Source organism: Actinomadura sp. ATCC 39365 (genome assembly GCF_054392275.1).
Genome location: NZ_CP184335.1, coordinates 6,394,688 through 6,413,757, shown reverse-complemented (window position 1 = coordinate 6,413,757; position 19,070 = coordinate 6,394,688). Strand labels below are relative to the sequence as shown.

Below are 19,070 nucleotides of genomic sequence, written 5' to 3'. Positions count from 1 at the left end.
GTCTCCTCAGGCGATCTTGGGGGTGGCGCGGACGCCGAGGTGGAAGTAGGGCGAGCCGTCGTCGAGCTGGTAGAACACGCCCGAGACCCAGTCGGGGTCGCCCTCGCGACGGCCGACGAAGGTGACGTCGTCGACCGCGACGAGGTCGAGGTCGAACGGCTCCTGAAGGGCGGCGAGCGCGCCGGTCGACTCGACGCGCAGCCTGAGCGCGCCGTCGTGCACGCTCGCGGTCATGCGCGCGCCGACCCGCTCGTAGACGCCGGCGTAACGCTCGACGTCCACCTGCACGGGGGTCTCCGGCGGGCCCAGCACCGGCGGCACGGCCAGGCCGTCGAGCTCGGCGAACAGCTCGGTGGCCACGGCGTGGGTGAGGGCGCCGCTGTGGCCGCCGTTGGTGGTCACGCACACGACGGTGCCGGTGCCGGGCACGACCCAGAGCATGGCGTGCTGGCCGATGGTGTTGCCGCCGTGCGAGATGACGCGGTGGCCCGACCACTCGTCCAGGATCCAGCCGATGCCCCACTGCCTGCCCAGGGTGTGCGGGTTGGGGATGTCGACCTGCGGCTCCCACATCGCCTGCGGGTCGTCCAGCAGGCCGCCCTCCAGGTGGGCGCGGCCGAAGGCGACCACGTCCCGCGGACGGGCGCAGATGAGGCCGGCCGGGCCGCACGAGCGCATGAGGCCCCACACCGGGGCCGCCTTGCCGTCCTCGACGTGGCCGTGCGCGGCGCGGAAACGCAGCACGTCCTCCGGCAGCGTCCAGGTGTGGGTCAGGCCGAGCGGCTCGCAGATGTTCTCGCGCAGCACCTCGTCCCAGGTCTTGCCCTCCAGCACCTCCAGGATGCGCCCGGCGATGACGAAGCCGGAGTTGCAGTAGGACTGGGTGGCGCCGAGCGGGTGGTTCTGCGCCAGGTCGGCACAGGCCTCGACGTACTTCTCGATGCAGTCGTCGCCGCGGCCGGTGTCGAGGAACAGGTCCCCGTCGATGCCGCTGGTGTGCGACAGCAGGTGCCGGACCGTGACGGTCTTGGTCACCTCGGCGTCGGCGACCCGGAAGCCGGGCAGCAGCTCGGCGACCGGGGTGTCCAGGGTCAGCCGGCCGCGCTCGACCTGCTGCATGAGCAGGGTCGCCGTCCAGACCTTGGAGACCGAGCCGATCTGGAACAGGGAGTCGGGGGTCGCCTCCACGCCGGTGTCGACGTTGAGCACGCCCGCGGCGAACTCGTGCAGCTCCCCGTTGTGCAGGTAGGCGAGCGCCGCGCCCGGGACCTCGTACTTCTCGATCAGTTCGGCGAGACGCTGACCCATTGTTCCAGCCACGCGAGGATCCTTTCGTTGTAGTCGAAGCGGTGTGAAGGCCGTCCGTTGAGGATAAAAAGGTGTGAACCACCGGGATACCGGACCAGACGGACCGGCACCCGGCGCTCGCGCAGCGCCTCGAACCACTGCTCGGCCTGGCCGATCGGGCAGCGGTCGTCCGACCCGCCGTGCAGGATCAGCGTCGGGGTGACGACGTCGCCGGCGTAGGTGATCGGCGACTGATCGACGAACTCGTCCCTGACCTCGTGCTTGGCCAGGAAGTAGCCGAGGTCGGCGGTGCCGGCCATGCTGCGCAGGTCGACCACGACCCCGCCGGGGACGGCCGCGGCGAAGCGCCCGGTCCTGCCGGTGAGCCAGCAGGTCATGTAGCCGCCGTAGCTGTAGCCGGTGACCGCCAGCCGGGCGGGGTCGGCGACGCCCTCCTCGACCAGGACGTCGAGCGGGGTGAGGAAGTCGTCCTCGTCCGAGAGGCCCCAGGCGCCGGCCGTGGCGGTGTAGAACGCCTCGCCGTACCCGTCGCTGGCCCGGGGGTTCACCAGCAGCACGGTCCACCCCTGGGCGGCGAGCGCCTGGTGGTAGAGGTGCACGCCGTCGAACACGGGCGCCCAGGCGTTGTGCGGGCCGCCGTGGATGTCCAGCAGCAGCGGGCCCGGCTCGGTGAGCGTCTCGTCGCGCAGCACGAACGCCTCGACCGGCGTGCCGTCGGGTGCGGTGAAGGTGCGGCTGCGCGCCTGGAACAGCTCGACGCCCTCCGGGGCGTGGTCGGTGAGGGCGTCGCCGTCGAGGTAGACGTCACCGGCGCTGCGCGGCGTGGCGGCGACGTAGGCCACCCGGCCGGCGGCGACGCTGACGCCGGCCACGTTCCGGTCGGCGTCGACGATGCGCTCGGCGACGCCGCCGGGCGCCAGCCGGTACAGATGGGTGAATCCGCGGTCGCGGACGCAGAACAGCAGGTCGTCGCCGCTGAGCGTGGGCGTCGCCCCCGGGTAGCCGGGCGCGCCGATCATCACGTTGCGGTCGAGGCCGGTCTCGATCTCGGCGAAGTCATCCCCTTCCAGGGCGAACAGCCGGGTGTGGCCCTCGGGAACGCCGCGGTAACCGGCCACGATCCAGCGGCCGCCCAGCCACCAGACGCCCATGCAGATCACGCCGTCGCCGCCCACGCGTTCGAGGGCGCCGTCCTGCTTTGGCTCGACCAGGTAGAGGCCGCCGCAGATGTCCAGGTCGCGGTCGGGGTCCAGGCCGGCGGTGAAGGCCAGCAGGTCGCCGTCCGGGGCCCAGGCGGGCGCGCCGGCGTGGAAGTCGCCCGAGGTCACCTGTGCCGAGGCGCCGTCCTCGACGTCGACGACGAACAGGTGCGTGGTCAGGCCGCACAGCAGCCCGGCGCCGTCTGCCTTGTATTCCAGCGTGTCGATGACGATGGGCGCGTTCGGGTCCACCTCGCCGGACGGCCCGGCGTAGGCGATGCGGGTGCCGTCGGGCGACCAGACGGGCACGCCGGCGCCGAGCGGCGCCGAGGTGAGGACGCGCGGCTCGCCGCCGTCCATGGGCAGCAGGTGGATCTGCGGCGGCCCGCCGGCCGGGCGCAGGAAGGCGAGGGTGCGGCCGTCGGGCGACCAGCGGGGGCCGCGCCGGTGGCCAGCCTGCGCGGGGCGGCGCCCGGGGTGGCCAGCCAGATCTCGGTCACGTTGGCGTCGGACTCGCGGTCCGCGGTCGTCAGGGTGTAGGCGACGGCGGAGCCGTCCGGACGCAGTTGCGGATCACCGGGTACGGCCAAACCGTACAGGTCGTCGAGGGAGAGGCGGCGCATGACCGAACGCTAGGCCAGGCCGCCGCAGTCCTCTTCATCGTGGACGACGAATAGCGTCTGAGACCTTGTGCCCGGGGCCAAAGCGCCCCCGGGCCGCCCTTCTACCGCGTCGTGGCGCTCTCGCGCTCTGCCCGCTCCCTGATCAGCTCCTCGACCGCGCTCGGCAGGGTCGTCTCGAAGTCGATGAGCTTCACCCACGTCGGGGTGACGACGATGCGGACCATGCCGTCGTAGAGCGAGCGGACCTCGGCCTCCCACTCGACCCGCTGCTCGGGCGTCATCTCGTACGAGCCGTTCATCTGCAGGAACTCCTCCGGGATGCCGTCCACGACGTCCAGTTCTGCCCGGCCGCGGATCAGCAGGATCTTGGGCGGGTGCACCTCGGTGTCGATCGTCAGGGCGACCATCGGGTTCGCGCGCAGGGCCGGGAGCTTGGGGGCGTTCTTCGTGGTGCACATGACGATCCGGGAACCGTCGTAGGTGAACGAGATCGGGACGTTGCGCGGCGTGCCGTCCTTGGCCACGTACGCCAGCCGGGTCAGGTCGCGGGCCAGCAGCTCCCGGCTGATCGGCCGGTCCAGGATCTCGGTGATCTCGTTCGTTCGCATGGTCGTCCCTCCAGGGTTGTCGTGTTCCGCCCCTGGGACGGAGCCGCCGGAGCGTTCTCGACATCCGCCGGCGGAGATTCTTTCGAGCCTGCCGGTGGCTACCCCCGCCGGTCCGGACGGAATACCCGGCGCACGGCGTCCCGCAACCACCGGTGGGCCCCGTCGGCGGTGTGGCGCGGGTGCCAGGCCATGCCGATGGTCAGCGGCGGCAGCGGCAGCGGGATCTCCAGCAGGCGCAGCCCGAGCGCGCGCGCCGCGTCGCCGAGCGGCGAAGGCGGCTCCCCCGGCAGCTCGGCCGGCACCAGGCAGACCGCGTCACCGGCCGCGGCCAGCGCCATGGCCGCCAGATGTCCGGGCAGGACGGCGCTGACCCGCCGGCTGAGCCCCCGCTCGGCGAGGGCCACGTCCAGCGGGCCGGTGAAGCGTCCCCGGCGGCTGACCGTCACGTGCTCGGCGGCGGCCAGCCCGGCGGGCGTCAGGGGTCGCCCGGCGAGCGGGTGCCCGTTCCTCACCCCGGCGGCCATCCGCAGCGTGACCAGCTCCTCGACCCGGGTCTCCGGGTCAACGTGGTCGATGGCCCCGATCTCCAGGTCGACGCGCCCCTCGCGGAGCGCGGGGCCCGCCTCCCACTCCTCGGCCAGCACCCGCAGCGAGACGCCCGGCGCCCCGCGCCGGGCCAGGTCGAGCAGGCCCGGCGCGAGCGCCGCGCCGACCAGGTCCGACGCCTGGACGGTGAAGGTGCGCCGCATCGCGGCCGGATCGACCCCGCCGCTCGGGGTGAGCAACGCCTCCAGCCGGCGCACCACCGCGGCGGCCTCGTCCCGCAGCGCCTCGGCGCGGGGCGTGGGCACCATCGCCTGCCCCGCCCGCACGAGCAGCGGGTCCTGCAGCACCCGGCGCAGCCGGGCCAGGGTGCGGCTCATCGCCGCGGGTGACGTTCCCAGCCGGGCGGCGGCACGGGTGACGCTCTGCTCGGTGAGCAGGGCGTCGAGGGCGACGGCGAGGTTGGCGTCGAGGTTCGCGGCTGTGCTGGTCAACGGCGTCATTCCAGTTCCGGCAAGGATTGCATGCTGAAGTTCCCATTGTGGCAATACGGGCCGGATCTGCACGATGAAAGCGCTGTACCGATCCGACACGAACCGCGAGGTTTTTCATGATTGTCATCACCGCCCCCACCGGGAACATCGGCCGGCGGCTGCTGTCCCTGCTGGTCGAGGCCGCGCCCGCCCGCGGAGAGGAGGTGCGCGTCGTGGTCCGCGACCCCGCCCGGCTCCCCGCGGCCGTCCGCGGCCGGGTCGAGGTGGTCACCGGCTCGCACGGCGACGCCGCGACCGTCGAGCGCGCCTTCGCCGGGGCCGACGCCGTCTTCTGGCTGGTGCCGCCGGACGCCTCGGTCACGCCCGAGGAGGGGTTCAGCGGCTTCACCCGACCGGCCGCGCGGGCGTTCGCCGCCTCCGGCGTCGGCCACGTCGTCGGCGTCTCGGCGCTCGGCCGCGGCACCCCGCAGGCCGTCCGGGCCGGGCTGGTCACCGCCTCCCTGGCCATGGACGACCTGATCGCCGCCTCCGGCGTCGCCTACCGTGCCCTGGCCTGCCCGTCCTTCTACGAGAACCTGCTGGAGGAGGCCGGCTCGATCCGCGCGGACGGCGTCTTCACCGACACCGCCGCCGCGGACCGCCCGGCCCCGATGGTGGCCGTCGCCGACATCGCCGCGACGGCGGCCGGGCTGCTGCTGGACCGCTCCTGGACCGGCGTCGGCAGTGTTCCGGTGCTCGGCCCGCAGGACCTGTCGCCCGACGACCTGGCCCGCATCATGACCGAGGAGCTGGGCCGTCCGGTCCGCTACCGGCGTCAGCCGCTCGGCGAACTGCGCTCGGCCCTGCTCGGCCACGGCCTCGACGAGGCGTTCGTCGAGGCCGTCGTCGACATGAAGCGCGCCAAGGACGAGGGCCTGGACGCGGGCGTCCACCGCGCGCCGCAGGCCGCACAGGCCACCGGATTCGCGCAGTGGTGCGCGCGCACGCTCAGGCCCGCCGTCCTCGGCACGCCGGAGGCAGCCGATGCCCGCTGACCGGACCGAACCGCCCGTCACCGCGTTCATGCTGGTCAAGACCACGCCCGAATGGCTGGCGATGACCGTGGCCGAGCGCGTGCACGCCTTCACCACCCAGGTCGTCCCGGTGATCGAGGCCCGCACCCGCGGCGTGCGCTCCCGCTTCTACGACACGGAGTTCTACTCGGCCCGGGTCACCGACATCTGGGTCTGGGAGGCCGACGACCACGACGCCTACCGGCTGCTGATCGACGCGCTGCGCGAGACCCCCTTCTGGGACCGTTACTTCGACGTCGTGGACCTGCTCGTGGGCACCGAGAACGGCTACGCCCGCACCTACGGCGTGGCGCCGGTGGCCACCCTCGCCACCTGACCCCGCTCAGGGGGACATCAGCCGGCGGGCCTGCCGAACCAGCGGGACAGGTGGCCGTCCAGGTCGCGCTGGTCGTCGCCGATCCAGGCGACGTGGCCGTCCGGACGCAGCAGGACGCACGGAACGTCCAGGGCCGCGGTGGGATCCGCGAGGTGGTCGACCCGGTCCGACCAGCCGCCGGGAGTCAGGCGTTCCGTGCGGTCCAGCAGCAGGCCGCGGCCGCGGCGCAGCAGATCGTAGAGGCGGCCCTGTTTCACGTCGATGTCGCGCAGGCGGCGGCCGAGCAGGTCGGGCCCCTCGCCGAAGTCGTAGCGGACGCCGATCGCGGTGATCTTCTCGATCAGGTGCCGGTTCACCTCGTCGAAGTCCATCAGCTCGGTGAGCAGCCTGCGCACGGCCCGCGGCCCCGGTTCGGCGGACAGCAACTCCGCCTGGGCGCGGGTGTTGTCCAGCACGTCCGCCGCGACCGGCCGGCGTTCGGCCTGGTAGGTGTCCAGGAGCGGGTCCGGCGCCCAGCCGTGGATCTGCGCGGCCAGTTTCCAGCCGAGGTTGACGGCGTCCTGAACGCCCAGGTTCAGGCCCTGTCCGCCGATGGGCGGGTGGATGTGCGCCGCGTCGCCGGCCAGCAGCACCCGCCCGACCCGGTAATGCTCGGCCAGCCGGGTGGCGTCCCCGAATCGCGACAGCCAGCGCGGGGAGTGCACGCCGAAGTCGGTTCCGGCGACGGCGCGCAGTTGTCGCCGGAACTCGTCGAGGGTGGGCGGCTCCGCGCGGTCGCCGACCTCGGCGGCGGGCACGACGACGCTGTAGACGCCCTGGCCGAAGGGCCGGAGCCAGAACGGCTGAGGTTTGTCGCGCATCCCGGCCACCGTGGCGGCGATCTCCTCCTGCGGTACGCCCACCTCCATCTCGCCCATCAGCGTCCCGGTCCGCGAGGGCTCGCCCGGGAAGCCGACGCCGAGCAGTTTGCGCACTGTGCTGCGCGCGCCGTCGCAGCCGACGAGAAAGCGGGCACGCACCCGTTCCCCGTCGGCCAGTTCGACGGTCACGCCCTCGTCGTCCTGGTCGAGACCGGCCACCGCGCGACCGCGCCGGACGTGCGCGCCCAGTTCGAGCGCGTGTTCTTCGAGCAGCCGCTCGATGACCGGCTGCGGGATGCCCACCATGTAGGCGTGCGCGGAATCCAGGCTCTTGGGCGCGGGCTTGTCGATGGCGGCGAAGAAACCGGCGGCCGGACGCTGTCGTCCCTGCTGGAGCACGCGCTCCAGCAGGCCGCGCATCGCCATCAGTTCGAGGCTGCGGATGTGCAGACCGACGATGCGGACGAACGACTTGGGCTCGGTCTCCTTCTCCAGGACGAGGACCCGTACGTCGTGCAGCCGCAGTTCGGCGGCGAGCATCGCGCCGGTCGGCCCGCACCCGGCGATGACCACGTCGTAGGCGAAAGGTTCTGCGGTGGACTGCGGAGAATGCATGGTTGTTGCCTTTCGGGAGTGCCTGCTGACGCGGCGCTCCCGGCGACACCTGCCTCAGTCGCCGACCGTGACCCCCAAGGGGAGCACCCATGTCGTTGCTGTGTCCACGGGTACCACCTCCTCGATCTCCTGCACGGCCACCGGCAAACTAACAGGGGCCGCCGCGGTCCGCCAACGGGTTTTCACGCAGGCTCCTGGCGACAGGCGGACGGCGCCTGGTAGCGGTCGGCGAGCGCGGTCGCGCGGGCGTGCAGGGAGTCGCGCAACCACTGCGGGGACAGGGCCTCGGCGTCCGCGCCGAGCTGCCACAACGCCCAGACGGCGTGCCTGTCGTCCTGGAAGGTCACCTCCAGCCGCAGCCGGCCGTCGGCGTCGGCCTCCTCGGCGAGGACGGCCAGCGCGGTGCCCAGCAGCTCCTCCCGCCGCCTCGGGGCCATCCGTACCAGCACGGTGACCTGGTCGCCGCCGGTGCGGAACCGGGTGCCGCGTTCCTGCCAGGCACGGTCCAGGTCGACCCGGTCGGGCCGCTGCGCGGGTTCGGGGAGCGCCCTGGCGGCCTGGACGCGCGACAGCCGGTAGGTGCGGTCGGCCCCGGACCTCGTGGCCAGCAGGTAGCCCCGGTCGCGGATGGTGACCAGGCCGATGGGGTCGACCGTCCGCCACTCCGGTGCTCCGCCGAAGGGCGCGTAGTGGATCTCCAGCTTGCGTCCGGCGAACACCGCGCGCAGGACCTCGGCCGCCACGGCGTCGGGAACCTCCTCGGCGGCCAGCCGGCGGGACAGCAGGTCGGTCTCCGGGTCGATGAGCAGCCGCTCGGCCGCGCCGGCCGCGGTGTCCCGGTAGCTCTCGGGGAGCGCGTCGACCACCTTGAGCATCGCCGAGGCGAGCGCCGAGCCGAGGCCGAACGCCTGAGCGCCGCGCCGCGATCCGGCGACCAGCAGGGCGAGCGCCTCGTCGGGGTTGAGGCCGGTGAGCTCGGTCCGGAAGCCGGGCAACAACGCGAAACCGCCGTGCCGGCCGCGTTCGGCATAGACCGGGACGCCCGCCGCGGACAGCGCCTCGATGTCGCGCAGCACCGTGCGGGTGGACACCTCCAGCTCGCGGGCGAGGGTGGTCGCGGACAGCCGTCCATGCTGCCGCAGCAGCAGCACCAGGGAGACCAGCCGGTCGGCACGCATGCGAAAACCCTATCGAGATACACGACACAGGATGTCGTGATTCGTTGGGAGGCTGATCACCATGACGTCGAAGAACGTGACATCGAACGGAGCTGACGTGACATTGGAACGAACGGCGATCAACCCGGTCACCTGGTCGGTCGAGATGGGATTCAACCAGGGCGAGCTGGTCTCCGGGCAGACCCGCACCCTGTACTGCTCCGGGCAGACCGCGATGGGCGACGACGGCACGCCCCGGCACGACGGTGACATGGCGGCGCAACTGGCGTCGAGCCTCGACAACCTGGAGGCCGTCCTCGGGAAGGCCGGCATGTCCTTGGCGAGCCTCGTCCGGCTCAACGTGTACACCACGGACGTGGATCTGCTCTTCCAGCACTACGGCGTGCTGGCGGCGCGGCTGGGGGCCGCCGGGGCGGCGCCGGCCACCACGATGCTCGGCGTGACCCGGCTGGCGATCCCCACCTTGATGGTCGAGCTGGAGGGGACCGCGGTCGCCTGACGACCGCACCGCCGGCGGCCGGTGTCGGTCGAGCGACCCGAGGTCGGTGCCGACCAGGGTGACGGTGCCGCCGCCGGCCTGGTCGAGCCCGGCCAGGCAGCGTCACAGCGTGGTGGCGGTCGGCGCGGCCCTGGTCGCCAGGCGGCGTGCTGGACATCATCGGCCGCACCCAGGCCCCGGGGAACGAACCCGGCCTGCGGTGACGGGCGCGGTGTCACCTCAGGCGATCAGTCCGCCATCCCGGCGAACATGCCGGGCTCGTAGGAACCGCCGGGCTTCCGGACGATCACGTTGAGCCGGTTGTTCGCGTTGATCATGGCGACCAGGGAGACCAGCGCGACGGTCTGGTCGTCGTCGTAGTGCCTGCGCACCTCGGCCCAGGTCTCGTCCGACACGCCGTGGTGGCCGTCGGCGATCCGGGTGCCCTCCTCGGCCAGCGCCAACGCGGCCCGCTCGGCCTCGGTGAACACGGTCGACTCACGCCAGGCGGCGACCAGGTGGATGCGGGTCGCGCTCTCACCGGCGGCCGCGGCGTCCTTGGTGTGGTAGTCGACGCAGAAGCCGCAGCCGTTGATCTGGCTGGCCCGCAGCATCACCAGGTCCTGGACGGTTTTGGGCAGCGGTGACTTCTCGATCAGCACGGCGACGTTGTAGATGCGCTTCGCGATCTTGGCGCCGAGTTCGTTGGTCAGCAGGTCGAGACGTTCCATGACGGGGGTCCTCACTTCGCGGGGCTGTGTGTCGTCGGGGTCGTTCACCGGGCGGCGGGCTGGTAGGCGCCGCCGCGCTGCCGGTTGATGACGGCGAAGCGGTTGGTGGCGTTGATGAGCGCGATGAACGCCACCAGGGCGGCGAGCTGGTCGTCGTCGTAGTGCTCGGCGGCGTTCGCCCAGGCCTCGTCGGTGACGCCGCCGGCGCCGTCGGCGATGCGGGTGCCCTGCTCGGCCAGCTCCAGGGCGGCGCGCTCGGCGTCGGTGAACACCGTCGACTCACGCCACGTGGCGACCAGGTTCAGGCGGGTGATGCTCTCGCCGGCGTGCGCGGCGTTCTTGCCGTGGACGTCGGTGGCGTAGCCGTCGCCGTTGATCTGGCTCGCGCGCAGCATCACCAGGTTCTGGGTCGCGGCCGGCAACGCCGACTCCTGGATGAGCACCGGGGCCACTGCGCCGTAGTGCCCCATGGCCTTGGCGACGACCGGGCTGCCGAAGAGGTTCAGGCGGGTTTCCATGATGTGCTCCTTGCTTCTCAGTGGTTCGACCAAGAGATGCCGGAGACCCGCGTCCTGTGACAGAAGAGAACGTGACGTGCGTCACACCAGTGCGGGACGGTCAGCCAGGAGCCGGCTGGGTGCGCCGGGCGTAGGCGCGGGCGGCGCGGGCGCGGTCGCCGCATCGCGTGGAGCACCAGTGGCGGCGGCCGTGCCGCAGCAGGTAGCGGTTGCACGGCGGAGATCCGCAGCTGGTGAGGCGTTCGGCGTCGGGGCCGGTGAGCAGGTCGGCCGTGTCGGCGGCCAGGGTCGCGAGAGCGCGGTCGAGGATCTCGTTGGTGGGGCACGGCGTCGCGCGGTAGGGGCCGTTCTTCTCGTCCCAGTACAGCAGGGCGGCGGTGGGGGCCTTGCTCAGCGCGTCGTTGACGGCGGACAGGGCCGTGGGCAGGGCGGGCAGCCCCGCGACCCGCGCGCTGAACAGCGCCCTGACGTGCTCGCGCAGCGAGCGCAGCTGCGTCGCGCACATCTCCTGCACCCCGGCGTCGGCCGGCGCGAGGCCGCGTTCGGTGAGCCAGCGGTTCGTCGCCGCGGGGGTGCCGAGGAGGTCGATGAACTGCCCTCCGGGCAGCGCGATGGCGCTGTTGACGAAGTCGAGGGCGAGGTGGTCCTCCGCCCCCGGCGCGGGCGGCAGCACGGACTCGGCGGTCGGCGTCTCGCTCATGTGTCTCATGGTACGGCTTGCGCTCGTCCGTGAGACACCGTTACCTTCATCACGGATAAACCACTTCTCATCCGTGAGGTATTGCGCATGGCCAGTTTCGGCGCGCCCATCGAGCAGATCCCCGTCCGCGTCCTGGGCGGTCCCACCGCCCTCTTCGAGTACGGTGGCCTGCGATTCCTGACCGACCCGACCTTCGACGCCCCCGGCGACTACCACGTCCCGGGCGGCCGGCTGACCAAGACGGCTCCCCCTCCGCCACGCCTGCCGACCTCGGCCGCATCGACGTGGTCCTGCTCTCCCACGACGAGCACCCCGACAACCTGGACCATGCGGGCCGCGCACTGCTGGCCGACGTCCCGCTCACGCTCACCACGCCCGGGGGCGGGCAGCGCCTGGGCGGCGGGGCCAAGGGCCTGGCCGACTGGGAGTCGGTCGAGCTGGACCGCCGCGACGGCGGCACGATCACCGTCACCGGTGTGCCCGCCGTGCACGGCCCCGGCCCGCGCGAGGAGGTCGAACCGATCACCGGCCAGGTCGTCGGGTTCGTCCTGACCGGGGAGGGCCTGCCCACGGTCTACGTCAGCGGCGACAACGCCTCGCTGGACGCGGTCCGGCAGATCGCCGACCGGTTCGGCCCGGTGGACACCGCCGTGCTCTTCGCCGGTGGGCCCCGGTTCTCCGTCCTGTTCGACGGGCGGCTGATCGTTCTCGACAGCGCGCAGGCCGTGGAGGCGGCCGGGATCCTCGGCGCCCGCCGGGTGGTGCCCGTGCACTACGACAGCTGGGCCCACTTCACCGAGGGCCGCGACGAACTGGTGGCCGCCTTCACCGCCGCCGGCCTGCTCGACCGCCTGGACCTGGGCGACCGAGCCTGACCCCGCCTGCGGCCCGGGCAGCCGTCCGGGCCGGAGCCCACGCCGTCGACGGCGACCACCTCTCGAAAGAACTCTCGTGACCACCAATGTGCCCGTCCGGACATACGACGTCCCGCGCGTCGAGGCGCAGCGCCACTCCCTGATCGTCCTGGTCATCGCCCAGGTTCTCAGCGGCGTCGGGCTGGCGGCCGGCGTGACCGTCGGCGCCCTGCTCGCCCAGGACATGCTCGGCTCCACCGGCCTCGCCGGGCTGCCCAGTGCCGTGGGCACCGCCGGCTCCGCCCTGGCGGCCGTCGCCGTCGGGCGCGTCTCCCAGGCCCGCGGCCGCCGCCCCGGCCTCGCCCTGGGGTATCTCGTCGGCGCCGTCGGCAGCGGCGGCGTCATCGTCGCCGCCGTCGCCGGCGCCCCCGTCCTGCTGTTCCTCTCACTCTTCCTGTACGGCGCCGGCACCGCCACGAACCTCCAGGCCCGCTACGCCGGAGCCGACCTGGCCGCCCCCGCACGCCGGGCGGGCGCCGTGTCCACCGTGCTGGTCGCCACCACCCTGGGCGGCGTGGCGGGGCCCAACCTCGCCGCGCCCACCGGCAGCCTCGCGGCCGTCCTCGGCGTCCCGTACCTGGCCGGGCCGTTCCTGCTCGCCGGGGTCGCCTACGCGCTGGCCGCCCTGGTCCTGGCTGTCTGGCTGCGCCCCGACCCGCTCCTGCTGGCCCGCGTCCTGGAGGCCGGCCCCGCGGCCACCCCGCACGCACAGCCGGACGACGCCGGCAGCCGGACCCGGCCGCCCGTCGCCAGGCGCCGCCCCGGCGTGCCGGTCGGGGCGCTGGTCATGGTGCTCACCCAGGTCGTCATGGTCGCGATCATGACCATGACGCCCGTCCACATGCACGACAGCGGGTCCGGCGCCGCCGCGTCGGGCCTGGTCATCGCGATCCACATCGGCGCGATGTACCTGCCCTCGCCCCTGACCGGCCGGCTCGTCGACCGTCACGGCCCGCTCGCGGTCGCCGCCGCCTCCGGGCTGGTCTTGCTGGCCGCCGGTACGCTCGCCGCCGTCGCCCCCGACGACTCCGTCGCCGCGTACGCGGTGGCCCTGGCGCTGCTGGGGCTGGGCTGGAACCTCGGCCTCGTCACCGGCACCGCGATCATCACCGACGCCGTCCCCCTGGCCACCCGTGCCAGGACACAGGGCTGGGTCGACGTGTCCATCGCGATCGCCGGCGCGGTCGGCGGCATGGCCTCGGGCCTGGTCGTCGCCGTCGCCGGTTTCCCTCTCCTCGCCGTCGGCGGCGGCGTTCTGGCGCTGGCCATCGTGCCGGTGGTCGTCATCGCACGCAGACGGTGAGCGTCACCCCATGCGGGCGGGCGCGCCCGCCCACCGCGTCAGGGCGTCGGTGAGGCCGGAGACGTCGGTGACGGAACCGGCCCAGCAGACATGACCGTCGGGCCGTACCAGGACGGCGTCCGCCCCGAGCTCCGCCTGCCCGTGCACTCGGCCGATCCTGGCCGACCACGGCTCGGCGGCCCTGGCGAACGCGGCCTCGTCGGCGGTCGTCAGCAGCAGGCCGCGGCCGTCGCGCAGCAGCCGGGCCACCCGGCCGGGCCCGGACGCCGTCACCAGGTCGAGGTCGGGGACGTGGCGTCCCAGCAGGTGGTGGCGCCGGCCGGGCAGGTCGTAGCGGATGTCCAGCCCTGAGATCATCCCGGCGACGATCCGGTTGGCCTCGGGCACCCGTACGAGCTGCTCGACGATGTCGCGCAGGGCCAGGTTCTCCTCCTCGGGCACGATCAGGAGGGCCTGCGCCCGGGTGTTGGCCAGGACGCGCGCGGCGACCGGATGCCGTTCGGAGTGATAGGTGTCGAGCAGCCCCTCGTGCGCCCACCCGCCGATCTCCGCCGCCAGCTTCCACCCCAGGTTGACCGCGTCCTGCAGCCCGAGGTTGAGTCCCTGCCCGCCCATGGGCGAGTGGATGTGCGCGGCGTCCCCGGCGAGCAGGATCCGGCCGTGGCGGTACCGTTCGACCTGCCGTGAGGCGTCGGTGAACCGGGACGCCCATCGGACGCCCGTCAGCCGGACTCCCGGGCCGAACTCGTTGTGCAGCGCCCGCTGCACCTCCTCGTCGGTGATCGGGGTGTCGCGGGACAGCGCCTGCTGCTCGGCCCCGTAGAACAGGAACCGGTGGACGCCGTCGCCGATGGGCGCGATGTAGCCCTTGCCGGTCTTGTCGGGCGTCATGACGGGCAGGGTCCAGGTCTCCGGCACCGCGCCGTCCGGGTCGGAGATCGTGATGTCGGCGACCACCGAGAGCAGCCTGCCGTCCAGGCCGGGAAAACCGACGCCCAGCAGCTCGCGGACGGTGCTGCGGCCGCCGTCGCAGCCCACCAGGTAACGCGCCGTGAGCCGCGACCCGCCGCCCGCGGGCCCGAGCAGGGTCGCCTCGACCCCGTCGGCGTCCTGCGACAGCGCGGTCACCTCGTGCCCGCGCAGGACCCGGACGCCCAGCTCGCCGAGCCGCTCCTCCAGCAGGGCCTCGACGCGCCCCTGAGGGATGCCGATCGAGTACGGATGCCGGGTGTCCCAGGCCATGTAATCCAGTCGAAGCCCCGCGAAATGCCCGCCGGGCACCCGCTGGATCGCCCGGTCCATGAGAGGTTCGAGCAGACCTCGTAACTCGAGCGCCTCCGCGGAGCGGGGCTGGATGCCGAGCGCCTTGGACTGCCCGCTGCGCCGGGGAAGCCGTTCGACGACCACGGCCGCCACCCCTGCGAGGCCCAGCTCTGCGGCGAGCATGAGCCCGGTCGGCCCGGCTCCGACGACGATCACATCGACGTTCATCACGGATGCTCCGTTCGACAGGGATCGGCGATGAGGTCGCCGACCGCTGCGCAGACGGTAACGGCGGGGGTGCCGGTTCCCGCAACGATAGTCACCAGTGCCGGAACGCCGATGTGCGAGAGATCCGCACCTTCTGCGGCGATCTATAATTTCGACTGGTATCGAATCAAGGAGTCGTGTCATGGCCGCCCCCGGCAGTGTCGTATGACCGAGAACCCGCACCTGGCCGACGTCGTGGTCATCGGTGCCGGCCAGGCCGGACTGGGGGTCGGATACCACCTGCGCCGGGCCGGCGCCGACTTCGTCATCCTGGACGCCCAGGAGGACCCCGGCGGCGCATGGCGGCACGTCTGGCCGTCACTGCGCCTGTTCACCCTCGCCCGGCACAGCTCCCTGCCCGGCCGCATGATGCCGGCTCCCCCAGGCGACGGCTACCCGGACGCCCCGCACGTCGTCTCCTACTTCACCGACTACGAGCGGCGTTACCGGCTGCCGATCGTCCGCCCCGCCGCCGTGCGGGCGGTGCGGCGCGCCAACGACCGCCTCGCCGTGGAGAGCGCCGCCGGGCTCTGGCACGCCCGCATCGTCGTCAGCGCCACGGGCACCTGGTGGCGGCCGTACGTGCCGTACTATCCGGGCATCCGCGACTTCCGCGGCGAGCAGTTGCACACCGCCGGCTACCGCGGCCCCGAGCCCTTCCGGGGGCCAGACCAAGTACAAGAGAAAGGGGCAGTGCCCCCTCCCACCTCGGAGAAGTTGCCGATCAGTGAGTACGGCGACGCGGTGCCAGGGCCTCGGTGACCTTGGCGATGGCTTCAGCGCCGGGTTTGACGTAGCGCATGGCGGTGCGGGGGTTCTTGTGCCGGGTCTTGCCCATGATGAGCTGCAGCGGGATCTCGGCGTCGCCGAGGTGGGTGGCCGCGGAGTGGCGCAGTTGGTGCAGGTCGAGGCCGGCGTACTTCTCTAGCAGGACGCGGGCGCGGTCGTAGCCGAGGCGGGCGCGGCCGGTGTGCGGGCAGATGTCGGCGGCTGCAGGGCGGCGGGCCGGGACGGGGCGACGTTCGGACAGGAACAGCGGGCCGTGGGTGCGAGTGCTGCCGTCCGGGAGCCGGAGCAGGCGGGGCAGCAGGTGGGCGGTGCCGCGCTCCCAGTACACCCACTCGATCGCGCCGCCCTTGGACCGGACCGGCGCCCGCCGATGCTCCAGGTCGAGGTCCTCGACGTTCAGCGCCAGGATCTCCGCCGCTCTGGCAGCTGTTTCGTAGAGCATGCGCCACAGCGTTCGCTCCCGAAGCGGGATGTCCCGGCGGGACAGCAGCCGGTGGATGGTGGTCTTGGCGACGGCGCGGGTCTCATCCGCGGTTTCCTTGCGGCGTTCGGCGTCGGCCGGCACTGACGGGGCGGCCCAGTGCTTCTTGGCCTGACACCAGGTCAGCCAGGAGGTGACGGCGGCGCGGTTGCGGTTCCAGGTCGCCGGCGCGCGTCCGCCCCACAGCTCGACGAGCGCCTGGCCGACTTCGGCGTCGGTGACGTCGGCGAGCGGCCGGTCGCGGCCGAGCAGGGCGATGGTGCGGTCGATGGCCGAGGCGTAGGCGCGGTGGGTGTTGGGGTTGGCGGTACGCGCCGTGGCGAGGAAGGCGTCGGCGGCCGCGGCGAGGCTGACGCCCTCACCGCGCAGGGCGGTGACCTTCGTCGCCGCGCTCATGCCGACCGCCGTACAACCGCTGCGGCGATGTACCGGATAACGTGCCGGAGTCGCGCACCGCCCCGGCGGAGGGTTGTCCTGGTCGCCGCGCCGCTGTGATCGCTCATGTACGTGATAATAGACAATTATCACGTACATGAGCGATCTGGACTGGATAGCGACGTTCGGTGTGCCCGTGCTGCTGGCTACGTTCCTGCTCTGGCTGTGCCGGCTCGTTTGCTGTCTCGGATGACCGGGGCGCTTTCGATGTGCCGAACTCCCGGCAGGCTGCCGATGCCGCCCTCGAGGTAGCCGTAGAGCGCATCGGCGTCGCGGCAGGCGACGAACATCAGCAGGTTGGTCGGGCCGGTGGTGGCGGCGGCAAAAGCGACCTCAGGATGCGTGGCCACCGCCTGGGCCGTGCGGCGCAGGGCGGAGGGCTCGACGGTCAGCCAGAGGATGGCGACCATCTCGAAGCCCAGGAGCAGAGGGTCGATGTCCACGTCGAAGAACAGCACGCTGCAGTCGCGCAGGTGGCCCAGCCTGCGCTGGGCTGTTGCCGGAGACCATCCGGTGGCACGGGCGAGCTCCGGATATCCGGCGCGACCGTCCCGAGCCAGGACCCCCAGCAGATGCTCATCGCCTTCGTCCAAGACGACCCGCTCCTGCTGAGCCCCTGGTGCGTGCTGCGGGGCGAGCGTGGCGATCTGCTCGCACGTGAGCGAGTCGGCTCTGCCGTGCCAGCCGGTGGGGCCGCCAGCGAAGACCCGCAGCAGGCAGTGCGCCGTCACCCCGACCACCCGCGGTGTGCGGGGCAACTGGCCCAGCAGCAGCGCATCGCGCTCACGGAAGCTGCGTGCCCGCACCACGCAGACGATCTGGGTGCCGCCGGAGGTGAGGCTGACCCAGGAGGTGTCCGTTCGGCGGGCCAGCGCCTCGGCGATGGGGACGGCCGCGTCGGGTACGACCTGGATTCGGACGAACCACTCCGCCCAGCCCAGCCGTCGCGCCTGGACCTGACCGATCACCTTCAGCAGCCCTGCGGAGCGGAGCCGGTGGTAGCGGCGTGCCACTGTCTGGTCGGACACCTTCAGCACCGACGCGATACGGCTGAAGGGGGCGCGGCCGTCCACGTGCAGGGCGTGGACGATGGCGCGATCGAGCTTGTCCAGGACAGGGGCGATCACCGTGGTCAGGTTAGCGTGATGTGCTCGACGTGAGGGAAGGCGGGCCAGCCGGGCGAGCCGTCGTGGACGAAAGCCGTCCAGGCGTCTTGCACGTGCGCCACGAGCTGCTCAAGCTGCGCAGGTTCGGCGCCGGCCAGGATCGGGGAGGCATGCCAGGCGGGCAGATTGCCGAAGACGAACGGCAGTTCGATGCAGTGGCAGGCACCGAACGGGCTGCCTGGCGGTGACCAGTCGAACTGGTAGAGGTGGGCCGAGCGGGCTCGCCCGGCCAGGCGCAGGCTGCCGTCGCGGAACAGCCGCGCGGTGAGCTCGGCCTCAGCTTGAGGGAAGAAGGCCCGAGCCTCGTCCTGGGTGGTGCCGATCAGCATGGGCACCCCTCCTGGGGACCGGCGAGCAGGTCGGCCGGCACGCCGTCGGCGGCGATCAGTTGGAAGGGCGGCGTCACCCCCGTGGGCTGCGCGATGCGGCGGGCGATCTGCTCCTGGCCGGCGAGCAGGTCGGCGAGCGGTAGGGTGCGCAGCCGTTCGGCGTCACCCGGGCGCAGATTGAGGACGTCCAGGAAAATCTGCCCGATCTTGGCGGCCTCGCCGATGCTGTACGGCCGTACGCCGGCCGGTGTGCTTTGCAGGATGACTTGCCGGAACAGGTCACGGCCCGCGGAATGACCGGGCAGGGCCAGCGCGGACAGCGCTCCGGCGGACTGGCCGGCCAGCGTGATGCGAGCCGGGTCACCGCCGAACGCCGAAATGTTCTCCCTCACCCAGCGCAGGGCGGCGATCTGGTCGAGCAGCCCGAGGTTGGCCGGGGCGAACTGCGGCGTCAGGTACAGGTAGCCCAGGACTCCCAGCCGGTAGTTGACGGTGACGACCACCATCCGGCCGCGTTCGGCCAGCAGCGCGCCGTCGTACCAGGCTTGGGCGCCGGAACCGGTCAGGAAGCCGCCACCGTGCAGCCACACCAGGACCGGCAACCCTCTGCCGCCCGGTGCCCACGCATTGAGTGACAGGCAGTCCTCACCCTGGCGAAGATCGCTGCCGGGGCCGAGGGCGCCTTCGAGTCGGGACGTGCGCGGCTGCGGGGCCGCCAGGCCCGGTTGGACGGCATCCAGCACGCCGTTCCACCGCGTCGGCCGCGGCGCGGCGAACCGCTCGGCGCGAGCATAGGGAATGCCGAGGAAAGCGGTGACCGCGCCGCCCGCGGGGACGCCGCGCAGCGTCCCGGCGGGTGCGTGGATCAGGTCACTCACC

At 72.7% G+C, this 19,070-nt stretch carries 20 protein-coding genes; 6 read left to right on the top strand and 14 right to left on the bottom strand.

The window, feature by feature from the left end; genetic code table 11:
- Positions 1-6 precede the first annotated feature (6 nt).
- The 4 genes from ACNF49_RS31335 to ACNF49_RS31320 form a co-directional block, all read right to left on the bottom strand.
- Positions 7-1,320 carry a serine hydrolase domain-containing protein gene (locus tag ACNF49_RS31335; protein ID WP_482939805.1) on the bottom strand — a complete coding sequence of 438 codons (1,314 nt, stop codon included), beginning with the start codon at positions 1,318-1,320 and terminating at the stop codon, positions 7-9.
- Positions 1,284-2,867, bottom strand: coding sequence for a S9 family peptidase (locus ACNF49_RS31330; protein WP_482939804.1), 1,584 nt, complete (start codon positions 2,865-2,867; stop codon positions 1,284-1,286). The genes ACNF49_RS31335 and ACNF49_RS31330 overlap by 37 nt, the downstream gene beginning before the upstream one ends.
- Positions 2,868-3,231: 364 nt before the next feature.
- A complete protein-coding gene (locus tag ACNF49_RS31325; RefSeq protein WP_357986416.1) occupies positions 3,232-3,738 on the bottom strand; it encodes a pyridoxamine 5'-phosphate oxidase family protein in 507 nt (168 codons plus the stop codon).
- Between the two features lie 98 nt (positions 3,739-3,836).
- The gene (locus tag ACNF49_RS31320) at positions 3,837-4,775 is read right to left on the bottom strand and encodes a LysR substrate-binding domain-containing protein (RefSeq protein ID WP_482939803.1); all 939 of its coding nucleotides are present in this window, start codon (positions 4,773-4,775) and stop codon (positions 3,837-3,839) included.
- Between the two features lie 116 nt (positions 4,776-4,891).
- Between ACNF49_RS31320 and ACNF49_RS31315 the strand changes: the two genes are divergently transcribed.
- On the top strand, positions 4,892-5,809 hold the full coding sequence (locus ACNF49_RS31315; RefSeq protein ID WP_482939802.1) for an NAD(P)H-binding protein: 918 nt from the start codon (positions 4,892-4,894) through the stop codon (positions 5,807-5,809).
- On the top strand, positions 5,799-6,164 hold the full coding sequence (locus ACNF49_RS31310; RefSeq protein ID WP_357995925.1) for a darcynin family protein: 366 nt from the start codon (positions 5,799-5,801) through the stop codon (positions 6,162-6,164). The genes ACNF49_RS31315 and ACNF49_RS31310 overlap by 11 nt, the downstream gene beginning before the upstream one ends.
- Positions 6,165-6,181: 17 nt before the next feature.
- On the opposite strand, the gene rox is transcribed toward ACNF49_RS31310, so the two are convergent.
- Entirely contained in the window at positions 6,182-7,639 is a 1,458-nt protein-coding gene (rox, locus tag ACNF49_RS31305; RefSeq protein ID WP_357986427.1) for a rifampin monooxygenase, read from the bottom strand.
- A 182-nt stretch (positions 7,640-7,821) separates the two neighbouring features.
- Positions 7,822-8,817, bottom strand: a complete 996-nt coding sequence (locus ACNF49_RS31300; protein WP_482939801.1) for a helix-turn-helix transcriptional regulator — start codon at positions 8,815-8,817, stop codon at positions 7,822-7,824.
- A 103-nt stretch (positions 8,818-8,920) separates the two neighbouring features.
- Between ACNF49_RS31300 and ACNF49_RS31295 the strand changes: the two genes are divergently transcribed.
- Complete coding sequence (locus ACNF49_RS31295) at positions 8,921-9,316, top strand: RidA family protein (protein ID WP_482945610.1); 396 nt, start codon at positions 8,921-8,923, stop codon at positions 9,314-9,316.
- Positions 9,317-9,543: 227 nt separating this feature from the next.
- Here the strand turns inward: ACNF49_RS31295 and ACNF49_RS31290 are convergent, their stop codons facing one another.
- The 3 genes from ACNF49_RS31290 to ACNF49_RS31280 form a co-directional block, all read right to left on the bottom strand.
- Positions 9,544-10,026, bottom strand: a complete 483-nt coding sequence (locus tag ACNF49_RS31290) for a carboxymuconolactone decarboxylase family protein (RefSeq protein ID WP_482939800.1) — start codon at positions 10,024-10,026, stop codon at positions 9,544-9,546.
- Between the two features lie 44 nt (positions 10,027-10,070).
- Complete coding sequence (locus ACNF49_RS31285) at positions 10,071-10,544, bottom strand: carboxymuconolactone decarboxylase family protein (protein WP_482939799.1); 474 nt, start codon at positions 10,542-10,544, stop codon at positions 10,071-10,073.
- A 100-nt stretch (positions 10,545-10,644) separates the two neighbouring features.
- Positions 10,645-11,244: a CGNR zinc finger domain-containing protein gene (locus ACNF49_RS31280; RefSeq protein ID WP_482939798.1), complete on the bottom strand. Its 600-nt coding sequence runs from the start codon at positions 11,242-11,244 to the stop codon at positions 10,645-10,647.
- Between the two features lie 284 nt (positions 11,245-11,528).
- Between ACNF49_RS31280 and ACNF49_RS31275 the strand changes: the two genes are divergently transcribed.
- Positions 11,529-12,119 (top strand): MBL fold metallo-hydrolase, encoded by a 591-nt coding sequence (locus ACNF49_RS31275; protein ID WP_482939797.1) that lies wholly within the window; start codon positions 11,529-11,531, stop codon positions 12,117-12,119.
- Positions 12,120-12,195: 76 nt separating this feature from the next.
- A complete protein-coding gene (locus ACNF49_RS31270) occupies positions 12,196-13,461 on the top strand; it encodes an MFS transporter (protein WP_357986446.1) in 1,266 nt (421 codons plus the stop codon).
- A gap of 3 nt (positions 13,462-13,464) precedes the next feature.
- Here the strand turns inward: ACNF49_RS31270 and ACNF49_RS31265 are convergent, their stop codons facing one another.
- The gene (locus ACNF49_RS31265; RefSeq protein WP_482939796.1) at positions 13,465-14,952 is read right to left on the bottom strand and encodes an FAD-dependent monooxygenase; all 1,488 of its coding nucleotides are present in this window, start codon (positions 14,950-14,952) and stop codon (positions 13,465-13,467) included.
- A 204-nt stretch (positions 14,953-15,156) separates the two neighbouring features.
- Between ACNF49_RS31265 and ACNF49_RS31260 the strand changes: the two genes are divergently transcribed.
- On the top strand, positions 15,157-15,753 hold the full coding sequence (locus ACNF49_RS31260; protein ID WP_482939795.1) for an FAD-dependent oxidoreductase: 597 nt from the start codon (positions 15,157-15,159) through the stop codon (positions 15,751-15,753).
- Here the strand turns inward: ACNF49_RS31260 and ACNF49_RS31255 are convergent.
- From ACNF49_RS31255 to ACNF49_RS31240, 4 genes are all read right to left on the bottom strand, one after another.
- Complete coding sequence (locus ACNF49_RS31255) at positions 15,716-16,657, bottom strand: tyrosine-type recombinase/integrase (protein ID WP_482939794.1); 942 nt, start codon at positions 16,655-16,657, stop codon at positions 15,716-15,718. The two genes, ACNF49_RS31260 and ACNF49_RS31255, sit on opposite strands and share 38 nt — an antisense overlap.
- A gap of 185 nt (positions 16,658-16,842) precedes the next feature.
- Complete coding sequence (locus tag ACNF49_RS31250; protein WP_482939793.1) at positions 16,843-17,823, bottom strand: Lrp/AsnC family transcriptional regulator; 981 nt, start codon at positions 17,821-17,823, stop codon at positions 16,843-16,845.
- 5 nt (positions 17,824-17,828) lie between these two features.
- Positions 17,829-18,191: a carboxylesterase/lipase family protein gene (locus ACNF49_RS31245; protein WP_482939792.1), complete on the bottom strand. Its 363-nt coding sequence runs from the start codon at positions 18,189-18,191 to the stop codon at positions 17,829-17,831.
- Positions 18,185-19,069, bottom strand: coding sequence for a carboxylesterase family protein (locus ACNF49_RS31240; protein ID WP_482939791.1), 885 nt, complete (start codon positions 19,067-19,069; stop codon positions 18,185-18,187). The genes ACNF49_RS31245 and ACNF49_RS31240 overlap by 7 nt, the downstream gene beginning before the upstream one ends.
- Position 19,070 lies beyond the last annotated feature (1 nt).